Origin of the sequence: Falsiroseomonas frigidaquae, assembly GCF_012163145.1 — a bacterium.
Classification (GTDB): Bacteria; Pseudomonadota; Alphaproteobacteria; order Acetobacterales; family Acetobacteraceae; genus Falsiroseomonas; species Falsiroseomonas frigidaquae.
The window spans coordinates 532,066-556,150 of sequence record NZ_JAAVTX010000003.1 but is presented as its reverse complement, the minus strand read 5'-3'; the positions used below and the strand labels follow the sequence as shown (position 1 = coordinate 556,150).

Genomic DNA, 24,085 nt, shown 5'->3' with positions numbered 1-24,085 from the left:
GCATCGGCCGCGTCAATTCGCCAGCGTGGCGCGCAGGCGTTCCGCCGCCGCGCGGTCCGGGAAGCTGGCATCCGAGGCCAGCAGCGGCTCCAGCACGCGGCGCGCCGCATCGGCATCGCCGGCCTGGTGCAGCGCGAAGGCCAGGTGGTAGCTGGCGGCCGGCTGCTGGCCCGTCGCGACCGCCTGGCGCAGCAGCGTCACCGCCATCTGCGGCTCCCCGCTGCGTGCCAGGATCCAGCCCAGCGTATCCGCCGTGTTCGGGCTGGGGGCGAGGTAATAGGCGCGTTCGGCAAAGCCACGCGCTTCCGGCAACTTCGCCTCGCCCTGTTCGCTGAGCACCCAGGCCAGGTTGTTCAGTGCCATCGCATTCTCAGGCGCCGCCGCGACCACGCGGCGCAGCCGCTCCTCGGCCTGCGGGTAGCGTGAAGCCAGCAGGTCGAACTGCGCCAGCGTGCCGAGTGCCGCCGTATCCTCGGGGTTCTGTGCCACCCAGGCTTCCAGCACGCGCGTCGCCTCCGGCACGCGGCCAGCGGCCCGCAGCGCCGCGACCTGCCGCAGCACCAGCAGGGCAGCCGGCGCGCGGGCCTGTGCCGCGGCATAGGCTTCCGCCGCTTCCGCATGGCGCCGCTGGCTCATCAGCAGGTCGCCGGGCAGGGCGCGGGCGCTGGTCGGGGCGTTCGGCGCGCGGGCCAGGCGTTCCGCCTCGGCGCTGGCTGCCTCCGCCCCGCCGCCGTCGCGCAGCACGCCAAGCAGCGCCTGCTGCAGGCCGGCATCGTCCGGGGCCTCGCGCAGACCCTGGCGCAGCAGCGTTTCCGCGCCGCGCTTGTCGTCCTTGCGCATCAGCAGCGCGGCCAGGCGGCGGCGGGCGGGAACGGAGGACGGATCCTCCGCCATCGCCTCCCGCGCCGCGGTCTCTGCCGCGTCGAACTGCTCCAGCGCGGCATGCAATTCGGCGCGCGCCAGGGGCAGCGCGACGCCGCGCTGGTTGCGCAGCGGTTGCGTATCCAGCAGCGCCAGCGCGGCGGCCGGTTCGCCGCGCCGCAGCAGCAGCCCGGCGCGGTTCAGCGCCAGCCGGGCGGCGGCGGGGTTGGCCTGCTGCGCCGCGATCAGCGCTGCCTCGGCGGCCGGCGCCACCTCGGTCTGCGATTGCGCCAGCGCGGCCAGGCGCGTCGCCGCCTCGTTGTTGTTGGGCTGTTCGCGCAGCACCGCGCCGAGCAGCGGCACGGCCGCCGCGGCGTCATTCTGCAGCACCATCACGCGGGCCAGGCCGAGCCGCCCGGCCACGGTGGCCGGCTTGCGCGCGACCACGCTTTCAAACGCGCTGCGGGCGCCGGCGAGATCGAGGCGCAGCAGCCGCAGGGTGCCTTCCAGCACGCCGGCCATTTCCCCCTGCCGCGCGGTGGCGTCGAGCTGTTCCAGCTCCGCCGCCGCGGCGTCGAGGTCGCCGCGCGCCAGGGCGGCGGCGGCCAACATTTCCCGTGCCCCGGGCTGCGCCGGGCCGAGGTCGAGCGAACGCTCCACCGCGCCCTCCGCGCCGGCGGCATCGCCGGTGGCCATGCGGGCGATGCCCAGCCGCGCCAGCAGCGCCGAATCCTCGGGCGTGATCCGCGCCGCTTCCGCCAGCGCCTGCACCGCCAGGTCGGGGCGGCCGGCGGCGGTCTGCGCGCGACCCAGCGCATCGTACAGCGCCGCGTCGCGTGGGCGGTTCTGCGTCGCGCGGGTCAGCACCGCGGCGGCCTCGGCGGGGCGCCCGGCGGCCATCGCCATGCCGGCGAGCAGCCTGGCGCCGCGCGGGTCATCCGGAAACCGCGCGACATGCCGCCGCGCCGCATCTTCGGCCTGGGCCTTCTGGCCGAGGCCGCTTTTCGCCAGCGCCAGCAACAGGAAGCCGTCGGGGAAGTTGCCGAGCTGGCCGCCGATGCGTTGCAGCGTGGAATCGGCCTGCTGCCAATCGCTCTGGCTGCCGAACTGCATTGCGCGCAGATAGATCGCGGTCGGGTTGTTCGGCGTGATGGTCAGCGCGGCGTCGATGTCCTGTGCCGCCGCCTCCGCCTTGTTGTCGCGCAGCAACGCCTCCGCCCGGCGCAGCCGCGCCTGCACGTCATTGGGCGAGCGGGCGACGACGCGGCCGAAGCTTTCGATGGCGCCTGCGCGATCGCCGCGGTCGAGCTGCAACGACCCCTTGCGGAGCCACGCCTCGTCCACCTCGGGGTGGGCTTCCAGCACCTTGTCCAACCGCGCCTCCGCGGCCTGGCGGTTGCCCTCGGTCAGCGCCAGCGCCACTGCGGCGAGGCCGGGCTGCGCGACGCCGGGCGCCAGGCGTTCCGCCGTCGCCACTGCTTCCCGCGCCGCGGGCACGTCGCGCAGCAGCAGATGCGCCAGGGCGCGCGCCGCGGCGATCTGCCCGGCGGCGGCGGGCGGCGTTTCGGCCTGCGGGAAATCGGCGAGCAGTTCGCGCGCGCGGCCCTGCACCAGGTAGGTCCGCAGCAGCAGCGCGGTGGTGCTGCCCTGCGGATCATGGCCGCGTTCCAGCGCCGCGCGGGCTTCCCGCGCCGCCGTGTCCACGTCACCGATCCGCAGGCTGGCTTCCGCCAGGCCGATGCGGATGGCGCCATCCTCCGGGCTTTCGCGCACGGCATTGCGCCATTCGATCTGCGCGGCGCGCAATTCGCCGCGCGCGGCGGCGGCGCGGGCGCGGTCCGCGGCATCGGCGAAGGCGGGCGCCGTCGCTGCCATCAGGGCGGCGAGGGTCCAGGCGGGCAGGCGGTACTTGTTGCGGGCCATGGTCGGTCTCCGTCAGGACGGGTGCGCGTCGGCACGTTGCGGCGAAAGCCCATGCGTCTCGAGCAGGTCGTAAAGCGTCGGGCGGCTGATGCCGAGCAGGCGAGCGGCGGCGGACAGGCTGCCATTGCAGCGCGCCAGGGCCCTGCCGATGATCTCCCGTTCCGCCCGCGCCCGCGCAGCGCGCAGGTCGAGGTCCTCGCTCTCCGGCGCCACGTCGGGTGCGGCCTGCGCCAGCTCCAGATCGGCGGCGCTGACCAGCGGGCCCTCCGACATCAGCGCGGCGCGCTGGATGCGGTTGCCCAGCTCCCGCACATTGCCGGGCCAGGGATGCGCCGCGATGGCTGCGAGCGCGGTGTCGTCGAAGCCGCGCAGGCGGCGCTGCGCCTCCTGCCCGTGGCGCGCCAGGAACCAGCGCGCCAGCAGCAGCGAATCGCCGCCACGCTCGCGCAGCGGCGGCACGCGCAGCGTCAGCGCATTCAGCCGGTACAGCAGGTCCTGCCGGAAGCCGCCGGTCTCCGCCTGCGCCTCCAGCGGCTGGTTGGTGGCGGAGACGACGCGCACATCGACGCGGATCCTGGTGCGGCCGCCGATGCGTTCGATCACCTGGTCCTGCAGGAAGCGCAGCAGCTTGGCCTGCAGCGACATCGGCAGGTCGCCGATCTCGTCCAGGAACAGCGTGCCGCCATTCGCCGCCTCGATCTGCCCGGTGACCTGCCGCACCGCGCCGGTGAAGGCGCCGCGCTCATGGCCGAACAGCTCGCTTTCCAGCAGCGTCTCCGGGATCGCGGCGCAGTTCAGCGCGATGAAGGGCTTTGCGGCCCGCGGACCGAGCTGGTGCAGGGCGCGGGCCAGGGCTTCCTTGCCGGTGCCGCTTTCGCCCAGCAGCAACACGGGGACGGAAACGGTGGCCAGGCGCTCGATGCTGCGGCACAGCTTCAGCATCGATTCATCGGCGGTGATGATGTCCGCGATCGGGCTCGGGCGCGGCGCGGCGGCGAGGCGCTGGTTCTCCTCCTCCAGCGTGCGCACATGCAGGGCGCGGTCGAGGATGGTGCGCAGCACGTCGAGATCGACCGGCTTCTCGCAGAAATCATAGGCGCCGAGGCCGACCGCGCGCAGCATCGTCTCCCGCTGCCCCTGGCCGCTGGCGACGATGATGGGCAGGCCGGGCGACAGCCCGCGCAGCGCGGCGAGGGTGGCGAAGCCCTCGGCCACGCCCTCCGCATCCGGCGGCAGGCCGAGGTCGAGCAGCACGGCGGAAGGCTGTTCGCGCTTCGCCATCGCCTCCGCCTGCCGGCGGTCATTGGCGATGACGACGCGCCAGGCGGGGAAGGCCCAGCGATATTGCGCGCAGAGGCCGGGATCATCCTCCACGACCAGCAGCTTCGGCTTGCTCATGCCGCGATCTCCTGCAGTTGCGTGGGCCTGGCTGCCGGCTGGCAGGGCAGGGTCAGGCGCATGGTGGTGCCGGCGCCCGGGGTGCTGAGCGCCAGCAGGTCGCCGCCGGCACCGCGCAACAGGTCGCGCGCCTGCCAGGCGCCGATGCCGTTGCCGTCGGCGCGGCCGGAGACGAGGGGGCGGAACAGCCGGTCGCGGACGAATTCAGGCGTCATGCCGGGGCCGCGGTCGATGATGTCGAGCAGCACGCGGTCAGCCTCCCGCCGCAGCGCGATGCGCACCGGATCGCCGGCGGGCGAGGCCTCGATCGCGTTGTCCAGCAGGTGGCGCAGCGCGGCGGCGAAACGGTCCGGTGCGATGGCGATGCAGCAGGCCTCGGGCTCCGCGGCCTCGATCTCCACCGGATGCGCCACCTCCCGCAGCACCGTCTGCACCATCTCCAGCGGCGCGATACGGGCCGGCGGCTGTTCCGCCTCCGGCTCCCGCAGCCGCGCGATCAGCGCGTTGATGCGCTGGGCGGAGGCGCCGACGGTCAGCAGCATGTCCTGCTGGAACTCCGGATCGGAAATGTTGTGCTCGGCATTGGCGAGCACGAGGGTGAGCTGGCTGGCGACGTTCTTCACGTCATGCGCCACGAAGGCGAAGCGGCGGGCGTGGTCGGCCAGCGCGCGCTGGTCGTGCAGGCGTTCGGCGGCGCGGCGCTCGGACAGGAACATCGCAACCTCGCGCCCCACGGCGCGCAGCAGGTCGAAGACCTCCGCATCCAGGTTGAACCGGGCGCGCGGCGGCGCCAGCAGCACGAGGCCGAGCAGCCCGTCCCGGTGATGCCGCAGCGGCACCGCGAGCCAGAGCGGCGCCAGGTCCGTCGCCAGGTCGCGCGGCACATCGGTGACGATATGCGTGCCATCGCGCAGCGCGCCGACCAGCGCATGGTCCGGCGGCAGCACGATGTCCTGCACCGGCAGGTTCCAGGACCCGGCCCAGCGCAGGGCGGCATCCGGCGCATCGCGCAGCAGCAGCAGGCCCGCGGGGCTGTCCACCGGGTCCGCGATGGCGATTATGGCGCGTTGTTCCGCTTCCGCATGCTGGGCGGACAGCGTGGCGACGCAGCGCAGCCACTCGGCGCGGTAGTCGAACCGCGCGGCGAAGAAATGGTCCACCACGCGCCGCCGGATGTGGGACCGCATGGAGGCGGAGGATGCGGCGACCGCGATCGCCAGCACCGCGCCGGCCAGCAGGCTGACCTGCGCCGCGCCGCCCCAGTCCGTGCCGAATTGCCGCAACCCTTCCCCCACCGCGCCGACGCCGGTCAGGAAGGTGCCGGCGATCACCAGCGTTGCGCCATGGAACACCACCTGGCGGGAGACCGGCGGGTTGCGGCGCCAGCGCCGGTCGCGCAGCGCGGCGAGCACCAGCAGCGGCATGGCCAGCGCCGTCAGCACCGCCCGCGCATCCAGCAGCGCCGGGGCATAGAAGCGGTGCAGCGCGGCATCCGCGTGCAGCACCACGTCGAAGGCGGACAGGCCGCCGAGCGTCAGGCAGGGCAGGATCACATGCCAGCGCGCCGCACGATCTGCGTTCCGGTACAGGTTCTCCGCCACCAGCAGCACCAGCAGCGCCAGGCCGAGCCGCGCCATCAGCCCCGGCGAGCCGAGGGTGGGCAGCTGCGGTCCATCGGGCAGCAGCGCGCCCAGTGCCAGCAGCGTTACCACGCCTCCGACGGCGGCGAAGCGCCAGGCCTGCGGTGTGGCGGTGCTGCCGCCGTAGCGATGCGACAGCAGCAGCAGCAGAACGAACCAGGCGGCGCTGCGCAGGATCTCCAGCGCGCCGGAAATTCCGGCCAGCGGTGCCGCGGGCCGCCAGGCCACCGCCGCCGCCCAGGCCGCCGCCGCCAGGCAGGCCAGCGCCAGCGGCAGGGTGGCGCGCAGCCGCCCGCAAGCGAGGATCAGCGCGGCCCAGCCGAGGCACAGCACCGCCGCGGCGGCGTGCAGCCATAGCGTGGCCACGGCATTCACCGTGACCATGACGGCAGCCCCGCCCGGCTCGCGCCGCGCTGTGCCAGCGAGCGCGCCGCGCCGGACACCAGCAGGCGCGCCGCGCCGGACACCACCAGGCGCGCCGCGCCAGAGACCAGCAGGCGCGCCGCGCCGGAGATCATTGGACGCGCCGCGCCGGGCATCAGCGGGCGCCTTCCTGGAACAGCACCACGCGCACCGTGGACAGCAGGATCAGCAGGTCCAGCAGCAGGCTGCGGCGCCGCACATAGTACAGGTCGTAGGCCAGCTTCATGCGCGCATCCTCGACGGAAGCGCCGTAGGGATAGTTCACCTGGGCCCAGCCGGTGATGCCTGGCTTCACGATGGCGCGGTCGTGGTAGTGCGGGATGATCTCGCCGAGCTGCGCCACGAAGGTGGGCCGTTCCGGGCGCGGGCCGACGACGGACATGTCGCCGCGCAGCACGTTGATGGCCTGCGGGATCTCGTCGATGCGGGTCAGCCGCATGATGCGGCCGATGCGCGTGACGCGCGGATCGCCGCGGATCGCCCAGCGCGCCACGCCGCCGGCCTCGGCATCCGTCACCATGCTGCGGAACTTGAACAGCATGAAGGGCCGGTTGTTCTGGCCGACACGTTCCTGCCGGTAGAAGATCGGCCCGCGGCTATCGAGGCGGATCGCCAGCATGGTGACCAGCAGTAACGGCAGCGTCAGCAGCAGCAGGGAGCTTGCCACGAATATGTCGAACCCGCGCCGCAGCGCCGCCTCGGCGCGGCTGGTATGTGCCGCCTTGGCGGTGGCGAGCCAGCCTGCGGGGAGGGTTTCGAGATCCAGGCGATTGAGACCATGCTCGCTGAATTCAGCGGCGGTGAAGACATGTACGCCAGCGGCCGCACAATGTTGCCGCGTATCCGCCGGCAGCGGCGTGCGGGACGGCGCGACCACCGCCCAGACGCGCCAGGCCCGCAGGCGACCGCGCGTGATGGCCTGCGACAGGGCCTCCGCCATCGGCAGCGCCAGCGTCACCTCGAAGGGCGCGTAGCCGCGATCCGGCTTGTCCGCGCCAGGCTTCTCCGCGCCGACCAGCGCCAGCCGGCGCAGCGGCGGGCGCAGCAGCAGGAAGCCGAGCCGCGTGAACAGGATTGCGACGGCGGTGCCGAGCAGCACGGAGACCAGCGCATGCCGCTGCACCGGGCTGATGCCATCGCCCGCCGTGAACTGCAGTGCCAGAACGGACAGCAGCAGAAGGATGGTGGTGCCGACAAGGCCGGAGACCAGCGTGGCCCGCAGCCCCGCCAGGGTGGAAGGCTCGTAGAGCCCGACGGCGCCGGCCACCAGCAGCACGGTTGCCGCGGTGATCGCCGCCAGCGCCACGGCAGACGGGGCGCCCTCGGCAGCGCCGAAAGGGCCGCCCACGACCAGCAGCCCGAGGACACAAACGAAGACTGCCGCAGCCTCGCCGAGACACAGCGCCAAGACTTCGGATCGTACGCTGTGGCCAAACAAATTTGTCATGAGTGTCGCCCTCTTCAGCCAGCATAATGCGACATCGCTGAACAAACGCGATCCGAATAATAATCACAAAATATTGTAAATGAGATGATTTAGGCAAAAATGGCAGGAAGCTGCATTCTGCATAAACATAACCGCCAATTTTGGTAAAACTTTGCATTGAAGTACATGAGATGTGCGCTGTTTGCATTCCGCGTGAAAGCGACGACTTAAATTTTAGATAGCGCTGGCGGACGCAGTTTTGTATCGCTCCTGCCCTCAGAGGCGACGCCGGTCCGGGTATCCTCCCGGCCCCCACGGCCCGCTTTCCTCCAGCCAGAGGCCATCGGCATGAAGAGCTTCCGCTTTGCAGGCATCCCGGCCTGGTCCGCCCTCGCCCTTGGGCTCACCGCCGGGCTTGCCGGCTGTGCAGGCGCACCCCCGGCGCTGCCCGCCGCCAATGCGGAAACGGCCGCGGCCAGCAGCTACCTGATCGGCCCGGGCGATACGCTGAACGTGTTCGTCTATCGCGCACCCGAACTCAGTGCCACGGCGCTGCCGGTGCGGCCGGACGGCCGCATCTCCCTGCCGCTGGTGCCGGACATCGAGGCCGCGGGTCGTTCCCCCAGCGAACTCGCCCGCGCGCTCGAGCAGGAATTGAAGGAGTATGTGCGGGAGCCGAATGTCACCGTCATGGTGCAGTCCTTCGTCGGGCAGCCCAGCCGGCAGATCCGCGTGATCGGCGAGGCGACGCAGCCGCTGGCGATCCCGTACCGCGAAGGTCTCAGCGTGCTGGACGTAATGATTAATGCCCGCGGGCTGACGCGCTACGCCGCCGGCAACCGCGCCGAGATCATCCGCCGCCCGCCTGGTGGCGAGACGCCGCAGGTGATCCCGGTGCGGCTGGATGACCTGCTGCGCGGCGGCGACATCTCGCAGGATGTCGCGATGCAGCCGGGCGACACGCTGGTCATCCCGCAAGGCTGGTTCTGACCATGGACCTGCACGGGCTGCTCCGCCGCGTCCTGGCCGCCGGCGCACGGCATCGGTGGCGTGCGCTGGCGCTGGCCTGGGTGGTGTGCCTCGGCGGCTGGGCCGGGGTCACGCTGATCCCGAACCAGTACGCCGCCACCACGCGCATCTATGCCGATGCGGATGCCATCCTCGGCCTGCTGCTGCGCGGCATCGCCATCGACAGCTCCCCGGCCAGCCAGGTGGAGACGCTGCAGCGCACGCTGCTGTCGCGCCCCAACCTGGAGAAGATCATCGCCCGCACGCGGCTCGAGGCGCAGGTGCAGGATGCGGTCAGCCGCGAGCAGATGCTCAACCGCCTGGCGCGCGACATCCGCATCCGCACGCAGACGCGCAACCTGTTCACCATCGAGTTCCAGGACCGCGACCCGCGGCTGGCACATGATGTGGTGGCGACGGCGCTGAACCTGTTCATGGAAGCGGCGACCGTCACCGACCGCCAGCAGATGGACAATGCGCGCAGCTTCGTCTCGCAGCAGATCGCATCCTATGAGGTGCAGCTTCGCCAGGCGGAAAGCCGGCGCGCCGATTTCCGCGCGCGCTACCTGGATATCCTGCCATCCGATGCGCTCGGCGGTTCCTCCCGCCTCGAATCCGCGCGGGCACGCCTGACCCAGGTGCAGGGCGAGCTGATCGATGCGCGGCGCCGCCGCGACCTGACACAGCAGCAGCTCGATGAGATGGCGGATGCGCCCGCGCCGGTCGTCACCGGCGGCGGCAATCCGCGCCTGGCGGAGGCGCAACGCGCCCTGGCGGCGCTGCGGCTGCGCTACACCGACGCGCACCCCGATGTCCGCGCCGCGATGGGCGAGGTGAATGCGGCCCGCGCCGCCGGCGGTGGCGGTGGCGGCACGCGCACTGCGGCGGCACAGCCGCTGAACCAGGCGCTGGAGTTGCTGCGGGTGCGGCTGGTCGATGCCGAATCGCAGATCGCCTCGCTGGAACGCCAGGAACGCGAGGGCCTGGCGGAGGTCGAGCGCCTGGACGAGATCGCCCGCAGTGCTCCGCAGGTGCAGGCGCAGTTCCAGAACCTGGACCGCGACTACACGGTGTTGCGCCGCAATTATGATGAACTGCTGGCGCGGCGGGAATCGCTGCAACTCGCCGGCGCGGCGCGCGATAGTTCCGATCGTGTGCAGCTGGAGGTGGTGGACCCGCCGACGGTGCCGGCGCAGCCGGTGGCGCCGAACCGCCTGCTGCTCTCGGCCGGCGTGCTGGTGGTGGGCCTCGGCGCCGGGGTCGGGCTGGTGCTGTTGCTGATGCAGTTCGACCGCAGCTTCTACACGCTGGCCGACCTGCGCCGCATCGGTCTTCCTGTGCTGGGTGCCGTCTCCGCCCCGCCGCGTCGCGGTGCGGTGTTGTCCGGCATCGGCTTTGCCGGTGGCCTGGCCTTGTTGTTCGTCGCCTTCGGCGCCGTGCTCGCGGATGCGCCCCGCCTCATTGCAAGGATGCTGCTGGCATGACCGGAATGAGCGCACCGCGCACCCACCTCGCTGAGCGCGCGGTGGCTGCGATGGGTCCGTTGCGCGGGGTGGAGACCCTGGCGCCGGACACGCTGGCCCCGCCGGGGCTGGCCTCCACCAGCCAGGCGCCGTTGCGGGAGGTGTCGCGCAATGCGGAGAGCTTCGCGCAGGCGCCGGTGGCGCCGCCGCCGGCGGTGGACATGCAGGCGCTGCGCGATGCGGGGCTGGCCTTCGAGCCGCAGGCGGAAGCCCGCACGCGGTTGGCGGAGGAGCTGGCGCTGATCCAGAACCAGGTGCTGCGCGCCATGCCGCCCGTCGATGCGGCGCGCAACGCCACCACCTGCCGCCAGCTGGTGATGCTGACCAGCGCCAAGGCGGAGGAGGGCAAGAGCTTCATGGCGCTGAACCTCGCCGCCAGCCTGGCCGCAGGCACCGGGCAGCCGGTGCTGCTGGTCGATGTCGATGGCGGGGTTTCGCAGCGGCTCGGCCTGGCGGATGCGCCGGGCCTGCGGGCGCTGGCGCAGGACCCCGCGCAGCCGGTTTCGCTGCTGCTGCGGACCACCGCCATCACCGGCCTTTCCGTGCTGCCCTACGGCGCGCGCCAGCCCGGCCAGGCGGCGCCGAGCAGCGCGGCCCTGGCCGCCGCGCTGCGGGCGGTGGCGGTGGCGCTGCCGCGGCACGTGGTGCTGCTGGACACGCCTGCGGCGCTGTCCTCCAGCGACGCACCGACACTGGCCGCGATGGTCGGGCAGGTGCTGCTGGTGGTGCGCGCCGAGCAGACGCCGCGCGATGCGGTGGAAGCCGCGCTGGATGTACTGGAGGCCTGCCCGGTGCTTCAGCTCATGCTGAACCAGAGCCGGATGAGCAGTGATGACAGCTTTGGCGATCCCGCGGCGACCGCCGATGGCTGACATGATCCTGCGCGGCGCCGCCATGGCGCTGGCGGTGGCCGCGGGGCCGGCGATTGCCGCCAGCCCGCCGCTGCCCGGCTCCACCGGCCCCGGCTCCCTTCCCTCCGTCCGCGCCGCGGCGCAGGCCGAGAGCGCGGCTGCGCGGGGGACGGAGGTTGTGCCCTCGACCGCGCCGCCGATCCGCATCGGCCAGTTCGGCTTTCCCGTCACCGGCGCGCCGCCGACGGAGACGGCCCCCTCCGGTCGTCCGTGGACCATCGTGCCGAGCCTGTCGGTGCAGGCGGTGGCGACGGACAATCTGTTCAACAGCCCCAACCGGAAAAGCGGCGACGTCTTCACCACCATCACGCCCGGCGTGCTGGTGTCCGCAGACACTGCGCGGCTGCAGGGCGTGCTGAGCTACACGCCGAGTGCCCGCTTCCATGCGGAGAATGGCGACCAGGATCGCATCGACCAGAACTTCAACGGCCAGGCGCTGCTCAGCGTGGTGCCGGGGACGGTGTTTCTCGATGTGCGTGGCGCATCCTCGGTGCAGAGCATTGCCGGCGGCTTCGCGCCCGAGGGCAATATCGTCACCAACGACCGCGACCGGCTGCAGACCACCAGCTTCCAGGTCTCGCCCTACATCGTGCACCGCTTCGGCGATACCGCAACGGCGCAGATCGGCTACGCCTTCCAGTATGTCGACCAGAGCGGCGACGACCCGGTGCTGGCGTTGCAGCCGGGCCTTTCGACGCCCGGCGTGCAGGGTGGCACCGCGGCGCAGTCCTTCACCGCGCATGAGGGTTATGCGGTGGTGCGGACCGGGCCGGATTTCGGCCGGCTGGCGATGGAGGGGCGGCTGGAGGCCACTTCCTACATCGGCGACGGCGTGCTGGACGGCGCCTATCGCCGCCTCGGCTCGGTCGAGGCGCGCTATGCCATCCTGCGCGGCTTCTCGGTGCTGCTGCAGGGCGGCTACGAGCAGCAGCGCTTCGCCGGCACGCCGGGCATCGATATCGACGAGCCGATCTGGTCGGTCGGTGCGCGCTTCGACTTCTCCGACACCAGCCAGATGACCGTCCGCTATGGGCGGCGCAACGGCTTCAATTCCTTCTCCTTCGATGGGGGCTTTGATGTCGGTGGCCGCACGCGGATCTCGGGCCGCTATGCGGAGACGCTGAGCACCGGTGCGCTGGAGGCGGCGGACCTGCTTTCGGCCACGTCGCTCGACCAGTTCGGCAACCCGATCGACCTGTCCACCGGCCTGCCGGTGATACGGCCGTTCAGCGGGTCCTTCCTGGGCAGCCAGACCAGCCTGGTGCGGGTGAAAAGTGCCTCCGCCGCCATCGTGCAGACCTGGCCGCGGGACACCTTCGCCCTGACCGTGACGCGGGAGGAGCGCACGCCGGTTTCCGTCGCCGCGGGCGGCAGGAGCTTCGGCCAGCGTGGCACCTCCGCCGGCTTCACCTGGTCGCATGCGCTGACGCCGCGCACCAATGCCATCGGCTTCCTCCAATACGGCCGCACCAGCAGCGACCTGAACAACGACGGCACCGTGATGAGCGCGAGCCTGACCTTCGTGCATGAGCTGCGGGAGAACACCTCCGTCACGCTGCAATTGGCCAGCAGCCGGCGGGAACAGGTGAGCGGCAGCGGCACCTCGACGCAGAACTTCATTCTCATCGGCTTGCGCCAAACCTTCTAGGAGCCCGCGATGCTAGGCGAGATCTACGGTTTCCGAGCGCATCCGTTCCAGATGACACCGGATGCCAGGCTGTTCTACGAGAGCTCCGTGCATGCGCGTGCCTATGCGCACCTGCTGTACGGCATTGCGCAGCGCGAGGGCTTCGTCGTGGTGACCGGGGAGGTCGGCGCCGGCAAGACCACGCTGGTGGAGCGGCTGTGCAGCCAGCTCGACCCGACCGGCTTCGCGGTGGCGCGCGTCTCCACCACGCAGGTGGCGGGCGACGACCTGCTGCGGCTGGTGGCGGATGCCTTCGGCGCGGAGCCGGAGGGCAACAAGGCCGCCGTGCTGCGCGGCATCTCCGCCGCGCTGCGCAACGGCGACCGGCGCTACCTGCTGATCGTGGACGAGGCGCAGGGCCTGGCGCCGCCGGCGCTGGAGGAACTGCGCATGCTGTCCAACGTGACGGAAGGCGGGCAGGCGCCGATGCAGACCATCCTGCTCGGCCAGCCGCAGCTGCGCCGCACGCTGGCCAGCCCGGACCTGGACCAGCTGCGCCAGCGCGTGCTGGCCTGCTACCACCTCGGCGCGCTGTCGCGTGAGGAAACCCACGCCTATGTCGAGCACCGCATGCGCGCGGTGGGCTGGCTGGATCATCCGCGCTGGGACACCGGCGCGCTGGACCTGGTGCATCGCCACAGCGAGGGCATCCCCCGCCGCATCAACCGCCTGTGTTCCCGCGTGCTGCTCGGCGCCGCGCTGGAACGCGCCGACGTGCTGACCGCGCCGCTGGTGGAGGCGACGGCGATCGAGCTGGAGGAAGACCTCGGCGGCGGCGCCCACAGCCAGCTTTTCGGCATGCCCGCGCCCGATGCCGGCGTGGTGCTGCGCGATATCGAGAACCGGATCGAGGCGCTGGAGAACCTGACCGCGCGCCGCGAACGGGTATTCCAGCAGATGGCCGACCTGTTCGGTGGTGGGCGGAGGACGCACCGGTGAATTGGCACAACAGCAACGCCCAGCCCGAGGGCAACCGCATCCGCAACGCGATGAGTGTGGATGTCGAGGACTGGTTCCAGGTCCAGGCCTTCGCCGATGCGATCCCGCGCGACGAATGGGACTACCTGTCCTGCCGCGTCGAGGCGAATACCGAGCAGGTGCTGGAACGCTTCGCCGAAGCCGGCGTGCGGGCCACCTTCTTCACCCTGGGCTGGGTGGCGCAGCGCTACCCGGCGCTGGTGCGGCGCATCGTCGATGCGGGGCATGAACTCGCCAGCCATGGCAACGGGCATGAGCGCGTCGATGCGATCGGCGCCGAGGCGTTCCGCGCCGATATCCGCAAGGCCCGGATGCTGCTGGAGGATGCCGGCGGCGTCGCCGTGCGTGGCTACCGCGCGCCGACCTTCTCGATCGGGCCGCATACGCCCTGGGCGCATCAGGTCCTGGCGGAGGAAGGCTACCGCTACTCCTCCTCCATCTTCCCGGTGAAGCACGATCTGTACGGCGCGCCCGATGCGCCGCGCGGGCCGCACCGGCCGCATCCGGATGGCGTGCTGGAACTGCCGATGACGACGGTGCGCGCCTTTGGCCGCTCCCTGCCGTGCTCCGGTGGCGGCTGGTTCCGGCTGGCGCCGTACCAGTTGTTCCGAGCCGGCTTGCAGCGGGTGAACCAGATGGAGGCCCGCCCCGGCATCTTCTACTTCCACCCGTGGGAGCTGGACCCGGAGCAGCCGCGCGTCTTCCAGGCGAGGCCGCTATCCCGCTTCCGCCACTACACCGGCCTGCCGACGATGGGCGCGCGGCTGGACCGGCTGCTGCGCGACTTCGCCTGGGGCAGCATGTCCGATGTCTTCGCACTCGAACTGGCGGAGCCGGCCATGCCCGCCAAGCTGCGCGCGATGGCGGGGTGAGCATGGTGCGAATCCGCGAATTGGACGACGGCGCCAGCGCCGCCTGGGATGATTTCGTCCACCGTACGCCGGACGCCACCTTCTTCCACCTGTCGCCCTGGCGGCAGGTGATCGAGCGTGCCTTCGGCCACCGCACCCACTACGCCTATGCGGAACAGGATGGCGCCATCGTCGGCGTGCTGCCGCTGGCGCGGATGAAGACGCTGCTGTTCGGCGATGCGCTGATCTCGACGCCGTTCTGCGTCTATGGCGGGCCAGTGGCCGCCACGCCGCAGGCCGCCGCTGCGCTGGAATCCCACGCCATGGACCTGATGCGCCGCACCGGCGTGCCGAGCCTGGAATTCCGGCGGCGCGATGCCGCGGATGAAGGCTGGGCCGAGCGCCCCGCGTTGCACCACACCTTCCGCCGCGCCATCACCGGCGATGCTGAGGCGGACATGAAGGCGATTCCGCGCAAGCAGCGCGCGATGGTCCGCAAGGGCATCTCCAACGGCCTGACCAGCGTGTCCGACCGCGATACGCGGCGGCTGCATCATGTCTATGCCCGCATGGTCCATGCGCTCGGCACGCCGGTCTTCTCCGAGAAGTATTTTCGCATCCTGGGCGAGGCATTCCCGGACCAGCATGACGTGACCACGGTGCTGCATGAGGACCGTCCGGTGGCCGCCGTTCTGAACTTCCACTTTCGCGACGAGGTGCTGCCCTATTACGGCGGCGGCACGCCGCAGGCGCGCGGGCTGGCGGCCAATGACTTCCTGTACTGGGAAGTGATGCGCCGCGCGGGCGCCGAACGCGGTGCGCGGATGTTCGATTTCGGCCGCAGCAAGGCTGGTACAGGCGCCTTCGACTTCAAACGCAACTGGGGGTTCGAAGCGCAGCCGCTGCACTACTGCTACCAGCTTCGCCAGGGCGCGACGCTGGCGGAGAACAATCCGGCCAATCCGAAGTTCAAGCTGATGATTGCCGCCTGGCGCAGGCTGCCGCTGCAGGTTGCGAACCTGATCGGGCCGCAGATCGTGCGGGGTCTCGGCTGATGAAGCCGCGCCTGCTGTTCCTGTGCCACCGCATCCCCTACCCGCCGGACAAGGGCGACAAGATCCGCGCCTGGCACATGCTGGACCGGCTGGCGGAGAAGTGGGACGTGGATCTCGGCTGCCTGGTGGATGACCCGGCCGATCTGCGCCACCTGCCTGTGCTGCAATCGCGTTGCGCCAGCGTCGTGGCGCGGCAGACCGGATCGCGCCGGCAGGCCGCGCTGCGGGCGCTGCTGCGCTGCCGCCCCGGCCTGCCGCTGAGCCTCGGCTGGTTTCATGAGAAGGGGCTGTGGGACTGGACGCAGGCGCATCTCGCCGCCGGCACGCACCAGGCCTGCTTCGTCTATTCTTCCGCCATGGCGCCCTATGTCATGGGGAAGCGTCACCCGGACATGCGGCGCGTGCTCGACATGGTCGATGTCGATTCCGAGAAGTGGCGCGCCTATGCCGAAGATGCGCGGCCGCCGATGCGCCAGGTCTGGGCGCGGGAGGCACGGACGCTGCTGGCCTTCGAGCGCCGCGCCGCCGCGGCCTTCGACCGCACCCTGTTCGTCTCCGCCGCCGAGGCCGCGCAGTTCCGCGCCATGGCGCCGGAATCCGCCGCGCGGGTTGACCACGTGGACAATGGCGTGGACCTGACGGCCTTCGACCCGGCGCAGCCCACCACGAGCCCCTACGCCCCCGGCACGCGGGCCATCGTTTTCACCGGCACCATGGATTACCGGCCGAATGTCGAGGCGGTGTGCTGGTTCGCGGAGCATGTGATGCCGCGCCTGGCGGACCAGCAGGGCGTGCAGTTCCACATCGTCGGCGCCAATCCCGCACCCGCCGTGCGCGCGCTGGCGGCGCGGCCGGGCGTGCATGTCGCGGGGGCCGTGCCGCGCATCCAGCCCTGGATCGCGCATGCGGCCTGCGCCGTCGCGCCGCTGCGGATCGCCCGCGGCATCCAGAACAAGGTGCTGGAGGCGATGGCCCTGGCGCGCCCCGTGGTGGCCAGCCCGGAGGCCTTCGAAGGCGTCCGGGCCCTGCCCGGCCGCGACATCCTGGTGGCCGAAGGGGCGGAGGCGATGGCGGAGGCGGTGCGCGGCGTGCTCGCCGGCCGGCATCCTGGCCTCGGTGAGCGGGCGCGGGCGGCGGTGACGGAGGCGCATGACTGGGGCGCCACGCTGCGGCGCCTGGATGCAGTGCTGCCGCTGCGGGAGAGGGTGCCGGCATGAATGTGATCCTGCCCACCCGGCCTGCGCTCGGCCTGCGCGGCGCCTGGGGCCTGCCGCTGCTGGCGCTTGGCCTTGGCCTGCTGGCACTCGGCCTGCTGTTCCGGGCCGAGGTGGTGGCGGCCGTCGCCACCTGGGACCGCTCCGCCGCCTATACCCATTGCTGGCTGGTGCTGCCGATCGCGATCTGGCTCGGCTGGGCGCGGCGGGACCGGCTGCGCGTGCTGCGGCCGGAGCCGTCCCTGCTGCTGGCGCTGCCGGCGCTGGGCGGCGCCCTGGCCTGGCTGGTGGCGGAACGACTGGGCATCATGGAGGGCCGGCAGTTCGTCGTCATCGGGCTGGTCTGGGTTCTGGTGCTGGCGACGCTGGGCTGGCGCATCGCCTTGGCGATGGCAGCCCCGCTGGCCTACCTGATCTTCCTGGTGCCTTTCGGTGAATTCGCCACGCCGTTCCTGCAGGACGTGACCCTGCGGATGATCCTCGTGGGGCTGCGCTTCCTCGAAATTCCGCATTACGCCGATGGCCTGGTCATCGAGATTCCAGCCGGCACCTTCCTGGTGGCGGAGGCCTGCGCCGGGCTGCGCTTCCTGATCGCGGCGATCGCCTTCGGCGCGCTGTATGCGCTGGTGATGTTCCGCAGCCCGGGGCGGCGGCTGATGGTGATGCTGCTGGCGGTGGGCGTGCCGGTGCTGGCGAACGGCATCCGCGCGCTGGGCATCGTCCTGCTCGGCCACCATCTGGGCAGCGCGGAGGCCGCGGCGGCCGACCACCTGATCTATGGCTGGGTGTTCTTCTCCGCCGTGCTGCTGCTGCTGGTGCTGGCGGGCCTGCCCTTCCGCGAGGATGGCGCGGTGCCGCCGGTGGCGCGGGACCCGCTGGCGCCGCTGCGCCCGCATCCCGTGGGGACCGCGCGTGGCGTGGCGGTGGCGGCCCTGGTGGTCGGGCTGGCGGCGACGGGGCCGCTGGCGGCGGCGCGGCTGGATGCCGGCGTGGCGCCACCGCAGGCCCAGGACGTGGCCCTGGCGCCGGTGGCGGATTGTGTCGCCGACGGGCTGGCGCTGCGTTGCGCCGGCACCCTCGTCACCGCGCGGCTGCTGGTCTTCGCCCCGGACAGCAATTGGTCCGCCATCGCCGCCGCCCGCCGCACCGCCGCGGGCGCCCTGGATGACGAGGCGCTGACCTTCGGCGTGCATGCGCCGGGCATGGCCTGGCAGGTGCGGCAGGATTCCGGCCAGGCGGCGCTGGTGGCGGTTGCCGCCTGGCGCGACGGCGCCCCGGCCGGGGATGGCCTGCGCTCGCGGGCTGCGCAGGCGCAATCGGCGCTGCGTGGCGGTACGGCGCAGCCGGTGCTGGCGGTTGTGCAGGTGACGCCGGAGGGTTCGGCCCTGGCGGATGCGGCGCAGGCCCGGCGGGTGATGCGCCAGGTGCTGGCGGCGCAGCAGCAAGGGCTGGCCGCGGTTGCAGCGGTTCGTTCCCTGCAACCCTGAGGACTGTCGGCAGGCCTTACGGCCCGCCGGCAGGTCTGCCGCAAGTCGGCATAAACATATGAAAAATAACAGAAAAACACTCTGGCACGGTGCTTGCTAATCATGGCTCAGGGTGCGGGCGTTCCGGCATCCGCAGAAGCGTAGGGAAGTCATCATGAACAAGATTCTCGCGGCCGGCGTCGGCCTTTTCAGCCTCGCGGCATTCAGCGCGGCGCAGGCCGCCCCGACCCTTTCGGTGCAGGTGTTCGAGGATGATGCCCTGGTCGGCTCGCTGAGCCAGACCTCGACCGGCGGCTCCATCTTCACCTCCGGCAGCACGCCGAACTTCAGCGTCAGCGCCTCGGCGCAGGGTGCGCCGCTGGTGGCCGAGCCGTCGCTGCTGGCGCAGACCACCAGCATCTCCGGCAACCCCTTCACGGGCACGCACACGATCCGTATCGAGTTCACGCAGACCGACCTGACCTCGGAGCTGGCCGGTGGCCTGTTCGCCAGCCTGGCGAGCACCTTCACCTCCAACTTCCTGACCAACGGCCAGTTCGTCGATGACATCACGTTGACCAACTATGTCAGCATCGACAACACCGCCTTCGGCCGTGGCGAGCAGATCGCGACGCAGAGCTGGGACGACGGCCCGACCAACTCCAGCCCGGCCATCGTTGCCAATGTCGAGCTGCCGAACGAGCTGTTCTCGGAGACCGTGGTGATCACCGCGACCTTCACGGGCGGCCAGGCTGGCCTGCAGGCCACCTCGCAGATCGTGAAGGTGCCGGAGCCGGCCTCCCTCGCGCTGTTCGGCACCGCGCTGCTGGGCATGGGCCTGGTGCGCCGCGTGCGCCGCAACAAGGCCTGAACCCCTACGACCGGCCCTTCGCGGGGCCGGTCCATGGTGCTTCCTGGACGCGCGTCCGGCCCTCGGGCCGGGCGCGCGTTTAGCGTTTCAGGCGTCCCGGGCCCAGGCGACGCGGTCGAGATAGGTCTGCAGGAAGCTGCGCACGCGGGGTTCCGCCTGGGCGCCGAACAGCGCGGCCGGCGGTGCGGCCTGCACCACCACGCCATGGTCGAGGAAGACCACCCGCGTCGACAGCCGGGCGATGAAGCCCATCTCGTGGCTCACCACCAGCATGGTGGTGCCGGCGGCGGCCAGGTCGCGGATCACGTCCAGCACCTCCGTCGTCAGCTCCGGGTCCAGCGCCGCGGTGGGCTCGTCGAACAGCAGCACGCGGGGTTCCATCGCCAGCGTGCGGGCGATGGCGACGCGCTGCTGCTGGCCGCCGGACAGCGCCGCCGGCTTGCGCCCGCCCAGCGCACCGAGACCGACGCGCGCCAGCGCCGCATCCGCCTTCGCCGCGGCATCCGCCGCCGGCATCCTGCGCACCAGCTTCAGCGCCAGCGCCACATTTTCCCGCGCCGTCAGATGCGGCCACAGGTTGAACTGCTGGAACACCATGCCGACGGCGCCATCGCCCGGCCTGGTCTGCCGGCCCTCCACCATCACCGCGCCGCCCGAAACTTCGTCCAGCCCGGCGATGCAGCGCAGCAGGGAGGATTTGCCGGATCCGCTTGGCCCGATCACGCCGATCGCCTCGCCCGGCATCACGTCCAGGTCGATGCGGCGCAGGATCTCCACATCGCCGACGCGGCGTTCCAGCGCGCGGACGGACAGGATCGGCGCGCTCATGCCGCCAGCGCCCGGGCGATGCGGCGTTCGGCGTGGCGGGAGGCGACGGCCGTTGCCTCCACCAGAGCCCAGTAGACCAATGCGAGGACCAGCGTGGTTTCGGCAAAGGCAAAGGTGGCGGAGCCGACGCCCTGCACCCGGAAGGTCAGCTCCGGCACGGTGATGATGGACAGGATGGCGGTCTCCTTGATCAGGATGACGGCGAGATTGGCGAGCGAGGGCAGCACGGCCAGCGCCATCATCGGCAGCATGATCCGCAGCACCGCCTGGTTGCGCGGAATGCCGAGCATGCGCGCGGCTTCGAGATGCCCCGGCGGCACCGCCATGAAGCCGGCGCGGAACACCTCGGAGAAATAGGCCGCGCCATAGACCGACAGCGCGACCCATCCGGCCACGATCGGCGTCAGGTCGATGCCGATGAAGGGGCCGCCGAAATACAGAAGAAAACACTGCACCAGGAAGGGTACGCCGCGCACCGCCTCCACCACCGCGGCCAGCGGCCAGGACAGGGCGGCGGGGGCGAAGAAGCGCACCGCGCCGATGACAAAGCCGAGCGCCAGGCCGGTGGCGACGCCGGCGCCCCAGATCGCCAGCGTCAGCGGCAGGCCGCGCGCGGCGGCGGCGAAACTCTCCAGTAGCGCCGCGATCATGCCGCCCGCCCCGGATCGCGGCCGCGCGCGACCAGCATCAGCGCCAGGTTGATCAGCAGGTAGATGGCGCCGCACAGCGCATAGGCGGGCAGCGGCTCGAAGGTACTCGACGCCAGCGCCTGTGCGCTGCGCGTCAGTTCCAGGATGCCGACGACGGAGATCAGGGAGGAGGCCTTCACGATCAGGATCGCCTCGCTGATCAGCGCCGGGCGCATCGCCTGGGCGGAGATCGGCAGGCGGATGCGGAGCAGGGTCTGCAGCGGCGTCAGCCCCAATAGCCGCGCCGCCTCCAGCCCACCCTTCGGCACCAGCGCGAAGCCGCCGCGGATGATTTCCGCCATATAGGCGGCGCAGCACAGGCCGAGCGTGCCGATGGCGGCGACCAGCGGTGGCAGGTCGATGCCGATGAAGGGCAGCGCGTAATAGGCCAGCAGAAGCTGGATCAGCAGCGGCACGCCGCGGAAGAAGCTGACATAGACCAGCGCCCAGCCCCGCCCGCCATCGCAGGCCACCGCCAGCGGCACGCCGATGACGAAGCCGATGAGCACGGCGGCGGCCGAGATCCAGATGGTGGCGACCGTCGCCCAGAGCATGGACGGCAGCGCCTCGATGATGAAGTCCAAGGGCTTGGGTTCTTCGGATCGATGCGGGCGGGCCGCGCGGGCCCGCCCATTCCTGTCAGGCGTTGGCTTCGACGACGCGGGCCGGCACTTCGAAGGACTGGCCGAACCACTTGGTCTGCAGCGCGGCCAGGCGGCCATCGGTGCGCATCGCGTCGATCACGCCGTCGATCGCATCCAGCAGCGGCGCCGTCTCGGCATCCTTGCGGCCGAGATAGCCGAAATAGACCTTGGCGCCGAAGGGCGGGCTGACCACCGCGAAGACCCGGCGCTGCTGCGCGACATAGGCGATGTTGGGCAGCGAATTGGCCACCGCGACGATGCGCCCGGCGGCGAGGTCGGCATAGGTCTCGCTGAAGGACTGGTATTCGCGGACCTGCACGTTCAGGCCCTTGTCGCGGATGAAGTTCTGCAGCTGGGTGAGCTGCGCCGTCGCCTGCGCGCAGCCCACCGTCTTGCCGTTGATGTCCTCCGGCTTGGTGATGGACGCGTCGCTGGCGCGCTTCAGCAGGGCCACGGTGGCATCGGCGATCGGCGCGCAGAAGCGGTAGCGCTCCATCCGCGCCTTGGTGATGGTGGCGGGGCCGGCGACCAGGTCGAAGCGGCCGGCTTCCAGACCGGGCAGCACGCCGGGCCAGGGCAGGTCCTGGAAGCGGATGCGCAGGTTCAGCGCCTTGCCGATCTCGGCGAAGATCTCGCTGTTCATGCCGGTCTGGCGGCCACCCTCGGTGAAGTCGAAGGGGGCGAAGTGCAGCTCCGTCGCCACCAGGAGCTCGCCGGCCGCGCGCGCCTTCTCCAGGTTGTTGGCGCTGGCGCTGCGGGTGGCCAGCAAAGCGGGGGCGGCAAGCGCCGCGGCGGCCAGCACCGCGCGCCGCGAAATCGGCAGCTTCGTCATCATGCTCTCCTCGGCCTTGGCGGCCTGCGTGTTGTCGTCCGGCCGCGCCGGCGCACCCCCGTCTCGCCATGCCCTGCAAAGCAGGTTGACATGACAGGTCATGACCGTAGGCTTCACTTCACCGCGCAATCAAGCCCGGATCGTTCGGAGCATTTCATCATGCCCGATGACGCCGTCCAACAGGGACTTCCGGTCATCGACGCCGCGGATTGCGCCGCCGGCGGCGATCTGCACAGCGTTGCGGCAGCCATCCGGGCCGCCTGCACAGGTCCTGGCTTCTTCTACATCCGCAACCACGGTGTGCCCGATGCGGTGATCGAACAGGCCGTCGCCGCCAGCCGCCGCTTCTTCCACCTGCCGGAGGCGGTGAAGGCGGAAACCCGCGCCAATCTGGTGCATCGCGGCTGGCACCGGGCCGGCGGCGCGGTGATGGAGGGGGCGAAGAAGCCCGACCTGAAGGAGTTCTTCTCCATCGGCCTCGACCTGCCGGAGGACCATCCGGTGGTGCTGGCCGGGGAGAAGCTGCGCGGCCCGAACCAATGGCCCGAAGCGGTGCCCGAATTGAAGCCGGCTATGGAGGCGTATTTCAGCGCCGTCGGTGCCTGCGGCGCCCGCCTGCTGCGTGCGGTGGCCGTCAGCCTGGACCTGCCCGCGGCCTTCTTCGAGCCCAGCTACACCCTGCCGCTGCAACGCACCCAGGCAATCTTCTACCCGCCGCAGCCGGCCGATGACACGGATGGCTTCGGCGTCGCCCCGCACACCGATTTCGGCTGCATCACCCTGCTCTGGCAGGATGACAGTGGCGGGCTGGAGGTGCGGGAAAGGCAATCCGGCGCCTGGATCCCGGCACCGTCGATCCCCGGCACGCTGGTGGTGAATGTGGGCGACCTGCTCGGCCGCTGGTCGAATGACCGCTTCGCCAGCACGCCGCACCGCGTGGTCAACCGATCCGGCCATGAACGCATGTCCATCGCCACCTTCTACGACCCGAATTTCGACGCGGCGATCGACCCGCGCGCGCTGGGCGCGGCGCAGCCGGTGTATGAGCCCACCACCTGCGGCGCGCATATCCTCGGCCGCTTCGCCCAGGCCTTCGCCTACCGCAAATCGGCCTGATGCGGGAGGAGACGCCGAAGCCGCTCTATGCCGTGGTGAAGGCGCATGTCACGGCGCGCATCCGCGACGGCAGCTGGCCGCCCGGCACGCGAATTCCGTCCGAGAATGCGCTGGGGCCGGCGCTTGGCGTGTCGCGCATCACCATCAACCGCGCCTTCGCGGAGCTGGCGCGGGACGGGGTGCTGCAGAAGGTGGCGGGCGTCGGCACTTTCGTGGCGCGGGACAAGCCGCGCTTCGGGCTGATGACCATCGAGGATATCGCGGAGGAGATCGCCGGGCGCGGCATGGCCTGGTCCTGCCAGGTCTTGGCGCTGGCCGCCGCGCCGCTGCCGGCGGAAGCCGCCCAGGCGCTGGGCCTGCCGCCCGGCGCCCCGGTGCCGCATAGCGCCATCCTGCATCGCGGCGACACGGCGCCGATCCAGCACGAGGCGCGCTGGCTGCGGTCCGGCTATTCCGCCGGCTATCTCGACCAGGATTATCGCCGCTTCACCACCTTCGCGCATCTGGTCCGCACCGGCCGGGCGAATGAGATGGAGCAGGCGGTCAGCGCGATCCTGCCCGATGCGGCGCTGGCGCGGCTGCTGGATGTGCCGCGCAGCCAGCCCTGCCTGGTGATCCGCCGCACCACCTTCACCGATGGCGTGGCGATGACCTTCTCCCGCCTGGTGCAGCCGGCGAACCGCTTCGAGATTGCCGGCAGGGCGGCGCTGGCGCCGCTCTGAAGGCGCCCCCACATGGCGC

Annotated in this window: 21 protein-coding genes; 12 read left to right on the top strand and 9 right to left on the bottom strand. The window is 71.4% G+C overall.

Annotated features, from left to right (window positions below; genetic code table 11):
- Positions 1-12: 12 nt before the first annotated feature.
- From prsT to HB662_RS11615, 5 genes are read right to left on the bottom strand one after another with little or no spacing between them, the layout of a single operon-like run.
- Positions 13-2,784, bottom strand: coding sequence for an XrtA/PEP-CTERM system TPR-repeat protein PrsT (gene prsT, locus HB662_RS11635; RefSeq protein WP_168049871.1), 2,772 nt, complete (start codon positions 2,782-2,784; stop codon positions 13-15).
- A 12-nt stretch (positions 2,785-2,796) separates the two neighbouring features.
- On the bottom strand, positions 2,797-4,182 hold the full coding sequence (prsR, locus tag HB662_RS11630) for a PEP-CTERM-box response regulator transcription factor (protein WP_168049870.1): 1,386 nt from the start codon (positions 4,180-4,182) through the stop codon (positions 2,797-2,799).
- Entirely contained in the window at positions 4,179-6,206 is a 2,028-nt protein-coding gene (gene prsK, locus HB662_RS11625; RefSeq protein ID WP_168049869.1) for an XrtA/PEP-CTERM system histidine kinase PrsK, read from the bottom strand. The genes prsR and prsK overlap by 4 nt, the downstream gene beginning before the upstream one ends.
- Positions 6,194-6,361, bottom strand: a complete 168-nt coding sequence (locus HB662_RS11620; RefSeq protein WP_168049868.1) for a hypothetical protein — start codon at positions 6,359-6,361, stop codon at positions 6,194-6,196. The genes prsK and HB662_RS11620 overlap by 13 nt, the downstream gene beginning before the upstream one ends.
- Positions 6,361-7,692, bottom strand: a complete 1,332-nt coding sequence (locus tag HB662_RS11615; RefSeq protein WP_168049867.1) for an exopolysaccharide biosynthesis polyprenyl glycosylphosphotransferase — start codon at positions 7,690-7,692, stop codon at positions 6,361-6,363. The genes HB662_RS11620 and HB662_RS11615 overlap by 1 nt, the downstream gene beginning before the upstream one ends.
- A 327-nt stretch (positions 7,693-8,019) precedes the next feature.
- Between HB662_RS11615 and HB662_RS11610 the strand changes: the two genes are divergently transcribed.
- From HB662_RS11610 to HB662_RS11565, 10 genes are all read left to right on the top strand, one after another.
- A complete protein-coding gene (locus HB662_RS11610; protein ID WP_168049866.1) occupies positions 8,020-8,661 on the top strand; it encodes an XrtA/PEP-CTERM system exopolysaccharide export protein in 642 nt (213 codons plus the stop codon).
- Positions 8,662-8,663: 2 nt separating this feature from the next.
- The gene (locus tag HB662_RS11605) at positions 8,664-10,163 is read left to right on the top strand and encodes an XrtA system polysaccharide chain length determinant (protein WP_168049865.1); all 1,500 of its coding nucleotides are present in this window, start codon (positions 8,664-8,666) and stop codon (positions 10,161-10,163) included.
- On the top strand, positions 10,160-11,074 hold the full coding sequence (locus HB662_RS11600) for a P-loop NTPase family protein (RefSeq protein WP_168049864.1): 915 nt from the start codon (positions 10,160-10,162) through the stop codon (positions 11,072-11,074). The genes HB662_RS11605 and HB662_RS11600 overlap by 4 nt, the downstream gene beginning before the upstream one ends.
- On the top strand, positions 11,067-12,761 hold the full coding sequence (locus HB662_RS11595) for a porin family protein (protein ID WP_168049863.1): 1,695 nt from the start codon (positions 11,067-11,069) through the stop codon (positions 12,759-12,761). The genes HB662_RS11600 and HB662_RS11595 overlap by 8 nt, the downstream gene beginning before the upstream one ends.
- A gap of 9 nt (positions 12,762-12,770) precedes the next feature.
- On the top strand, positions 12,771-13,739 hold the full coding sequence (locus HB662_RS11590; RefSeq protein WP_168049862.1) for an AAA family ATPase: 969 nt from the start codon (positions 12,771-12,773) through the stop codon (positions 13,737-13,739).
- Positions 13,736-14,650: an XrtA system polysaccharide deacetylase gene (locus HB662_RS11585; RefSeq protein WP_342449490.1), complete on the top strand. Its 915-nt coding sequence runs from the start codon at positions 13,736-13,738 to the stop codon at positions 14,648-14,650. The genes HB662_RS11590 and HB662_RS11585 overlap by 4 nt, the downstream gene beginning before the upstream one ends.
- A gap of 2 nt (positions 14,651-14,652) precedes the next feature.
- The gene (locus HB662_RS11580; RefSeq protein ID WP_168049861.1) at positions 14,653-15,684 is read left to right on the top strand and encodes a FemAB family XrtA/PEP-CTERM system-associated protein; all 1,032 of its coding nucleotides are present in this window, start codon (positions 14,653-14,655) and stop codon (positions 15,682-15,684) included.
- On the top strand, positions 15,684-16,901 hold the full coding sequence (locus HB662_RS11575) for a TIGR03087 family PEP-CTERM/XrtA system glycosyltransferase (RefSeq protein ID WP_168049860.1): 1,218 nt from the start codon (positions 15,684-15,686) through the stop codon (positions 16,899-16,901). The genes HB662_RS11580 and HB662_RS11575 overlap by 1 nt, the downstream gene beginning before the upstream one ends.
- Positions 16,898-18,385 (top strand): exosortase A, encoded by a 1,488-nt coding sequence (xrtA, locus tag HB662_RS11570; RefSeq protein WP_168049859.1) that lies wholly within the window; start codon positions 16,898-16,900, stop codon positions 18,383-18,385. Before HB662_RS11575 ends, xrtA begins: the two co-directional genes overlap by 4 nt.
- A 154-nt stretch (positions 18,386-18,539) precedes the next feature.
- Positions 18,540-19,235, top strand: coding sequence for a PEP-CTERM sorting domain-containing protein (locus HB662_RS11565; protein ID WP_168049858.1), 696 nt, complete (start codon positions 18,540-18,542; stop codon positions 19,233-19,235).
- Between the two features lie 87 nt (positions 19,236-19,322).
- Here HB662_RS11565 and HB662_RS11560 read toward each other — a convergent pair whose 3' ends face one another.
- The 4 genes from HB662_RS11560 to HB662_RS11545 are packed head-to-tail and all read right to left on the bottom strand — an operon-like array spanning position 19,323 to position 22,231.
- Entirely contained in the window at positions 19,323-20,063 is a 741-nt protein-coding gene (locus HB662_RS11560; RefSeq protein WP_168049857.1) for an amino acid ABC transporter ATP-binding protein, read from the bottom strand.
- Positions 20,060-20,713: an amino acid ABC transporter permease gene (locus HB662_RS11555; protein ID WP_168049856.1), complete on the bottom strand. Its 654-nt coding sequence runs from the start codon at positions 20,711-20,713 to the stop codon at positions 20,060-20,062. Before HB662_RS11555 ends, HB662_RS11560 begins: the two co-directional genes overlap by 4 nt.
- Entirely contained in the window at positions 20,710-21,336 is a 627-nt protein-coding gene (locus HB662_RS11550; RefSeq protein ID WP_245185578.1) for an amino acid ABC transporter permease, read from the bottom strand. Before HB662_RS11550 ends, HB662_RS11555 begins: the two co-directional genes overlap by 4 nt.
- A 55-nt stretch (positions 21,337-21,391) precedes the next feature.
- Positions 21,392-22,231, bottom strand: coding sequence for a transporter substrate-binding domain-containing protein (locus tag HB662_RS11545; protein WP_209443239.1), 840 nt, complete (start codon positions 22,229-22,231; stop codon positions 21,392-21,394).
- Between the two features lie 156 nt (positions 22,232-22,387).
- Here HB662_RS11545 and HB662_RS11540 point away from each other — a divergent pair, with 156 nt between their 5' ends.
- Positions 22,388-23,344, top strand: a complete 957-nt coding sequence (locus HB662_RS11540) for an isopenicillin N synthase family dioxygenase (protein WP_168049855.1) — start codon at positions 22,388-22,390, stop codon at positions 23,342-23,344.
- Positions 23,344-24,066 (top strand): UTRA domain-containing protein, encoded by a 723-nt coding sequence (locus tag HB662_RS11535; protein WP_168049854.1) that lies wholly within the window; start codon positions 23,344-23,346, stop codon positions 24,064-24,066. Before HB662_RS11540 ends, HB662_RS11535 begins: the two co-directional genes overlap by 1 nt.
- The last annotated feature ends 19 nt before the right edge of the window (positions 24,067-24,085 follow it).

Coding starts and splice junctions, on each gene's coding strand:
- HB662_RS11535 (WP_168049854.1), top strand. CDS start 23,344: ATGCGGGAGGAGACGCCGAAGCCGCTCTATGCCGTGGTGAAGGCGCAT.
- HB662_RS11595 (WP_168049863.1), top strand. CDS start 11,067: ATGGCTGACATGATCCTGCGCGGCGCCGCCATGGCGCTGGCGGTGGCC.
- HB662_RS11620 (WP_168049868.1), bottom strand. CDS start 6,361: ATGCCCGGCGCGGCGCGTCCAATGATCTCCGGCGCGGCGCGCCTGCTG.
- HB662_RS11555 (WP_168049856.1), bottom strand. CDS start 20,713: ATGATCGCGGCGCTACTGGAGAGTTTCGCCGCCGCCGCGCGCGGCCTG.
- HB662_RS11565 (WP_168049858.1), top strand. CDS start 18,540: ATGAACAAGATTCTCGCGGCCGGCGTCGGCCTTTTCAGCCTCGCGGCA.
- prsT (WP_168049871.1), bottom strand. CDS start 2,784: ATGGCCCGCAACAAGTACCGCCTGCCCGCCTGGACCCTCGCCGCCCTG.
- HB662_RS11540 (WP_168049855.1), top strand. CDS start 22,388: ATGCCCGATGACGCCGTCCAACAGGGACTTCCGGTCATCGACGCCGCG.
- prsR (WP_168049870.1), bottom strand. CDS start 4,182: ATGAGCAAGCCGAAGCTGCTGGTCGTGGAGGATGATCCCGGCCTCTGC.
- HB662_RS11600 (WP_168049864.1), top strand. CDS start 10,160: ATGACCGGAATGAGCGCACCGCGCACCCACCTCGCTGAGCGCGCGGTG.
- HB662_RS11560 (WP_168049857.1), bottom strand. CDS start 20,063: ATGAGCGCGCCGATCCTGTCCGTCCGCGCGCTGGAACGCCGCGTCGGC.
- HB662_RS11615 (WP_168049867.1), bottom strand. CDS start 7,692: ATGACAAATTTGTTTGGCCACAGCGTACGATCCGAAGTCTTGGCGCTG.
- HB662_RS11610 (WP_168049866.1), top strand. CDS start 8,020: ATGAAGAGCTTCCGCTTTGCAGGCATCCCGGCCTGGTCCGCCCTCGCC.
- prsK (WP_168049869.1), bottom strand. CDS start 6,206: ATGGTCACGGTGAATGCCGTGGCCACGCTATGGCTGCACGCCGCCGCG.
- HB662_RS11575 (WP_168049860.1), top strand. CDS start 15,684: ATGAAGCCGCGCCTGCTGTTCCTGTGCCACCGCATCCCCTACCCGCCG.
- HB662_RS11590 (WP_168049862.1), top strand. CDS start 12,771: ATGCTAGGCGAGATCTACGGTTTCCGAGCGCATCCGTTCCAGATGACA.
- HB662_RS11605 (WP_168049865.1), top strand. CDS start 8,664: ATGGACCTGCACGGGCTGCTCCGCCGCGTCCTGGCCGCCGGCGCACGG.
- HB662_RS11580 (WP_168049861.1), top strand. CDS start 14,653: ATGGTGCGAATCCGCGAATTGGACGACGGCGCCAGCGCCGCCTGGGAT.
- xrtA (WP_168049859.1), top strand. CDS start 16,898: ATGAATGTGATCCTGCCCACCCGGCCTGCGCTCGGCCTGCGCGGCGCC.
- HB662_RS11545 (WP_209443239.1), bottom strand. CDS start 22,231: ATGATGACGAAGCTGCCGATTTCGCGGCGCGCGGTGCTGGCCGCCGCG.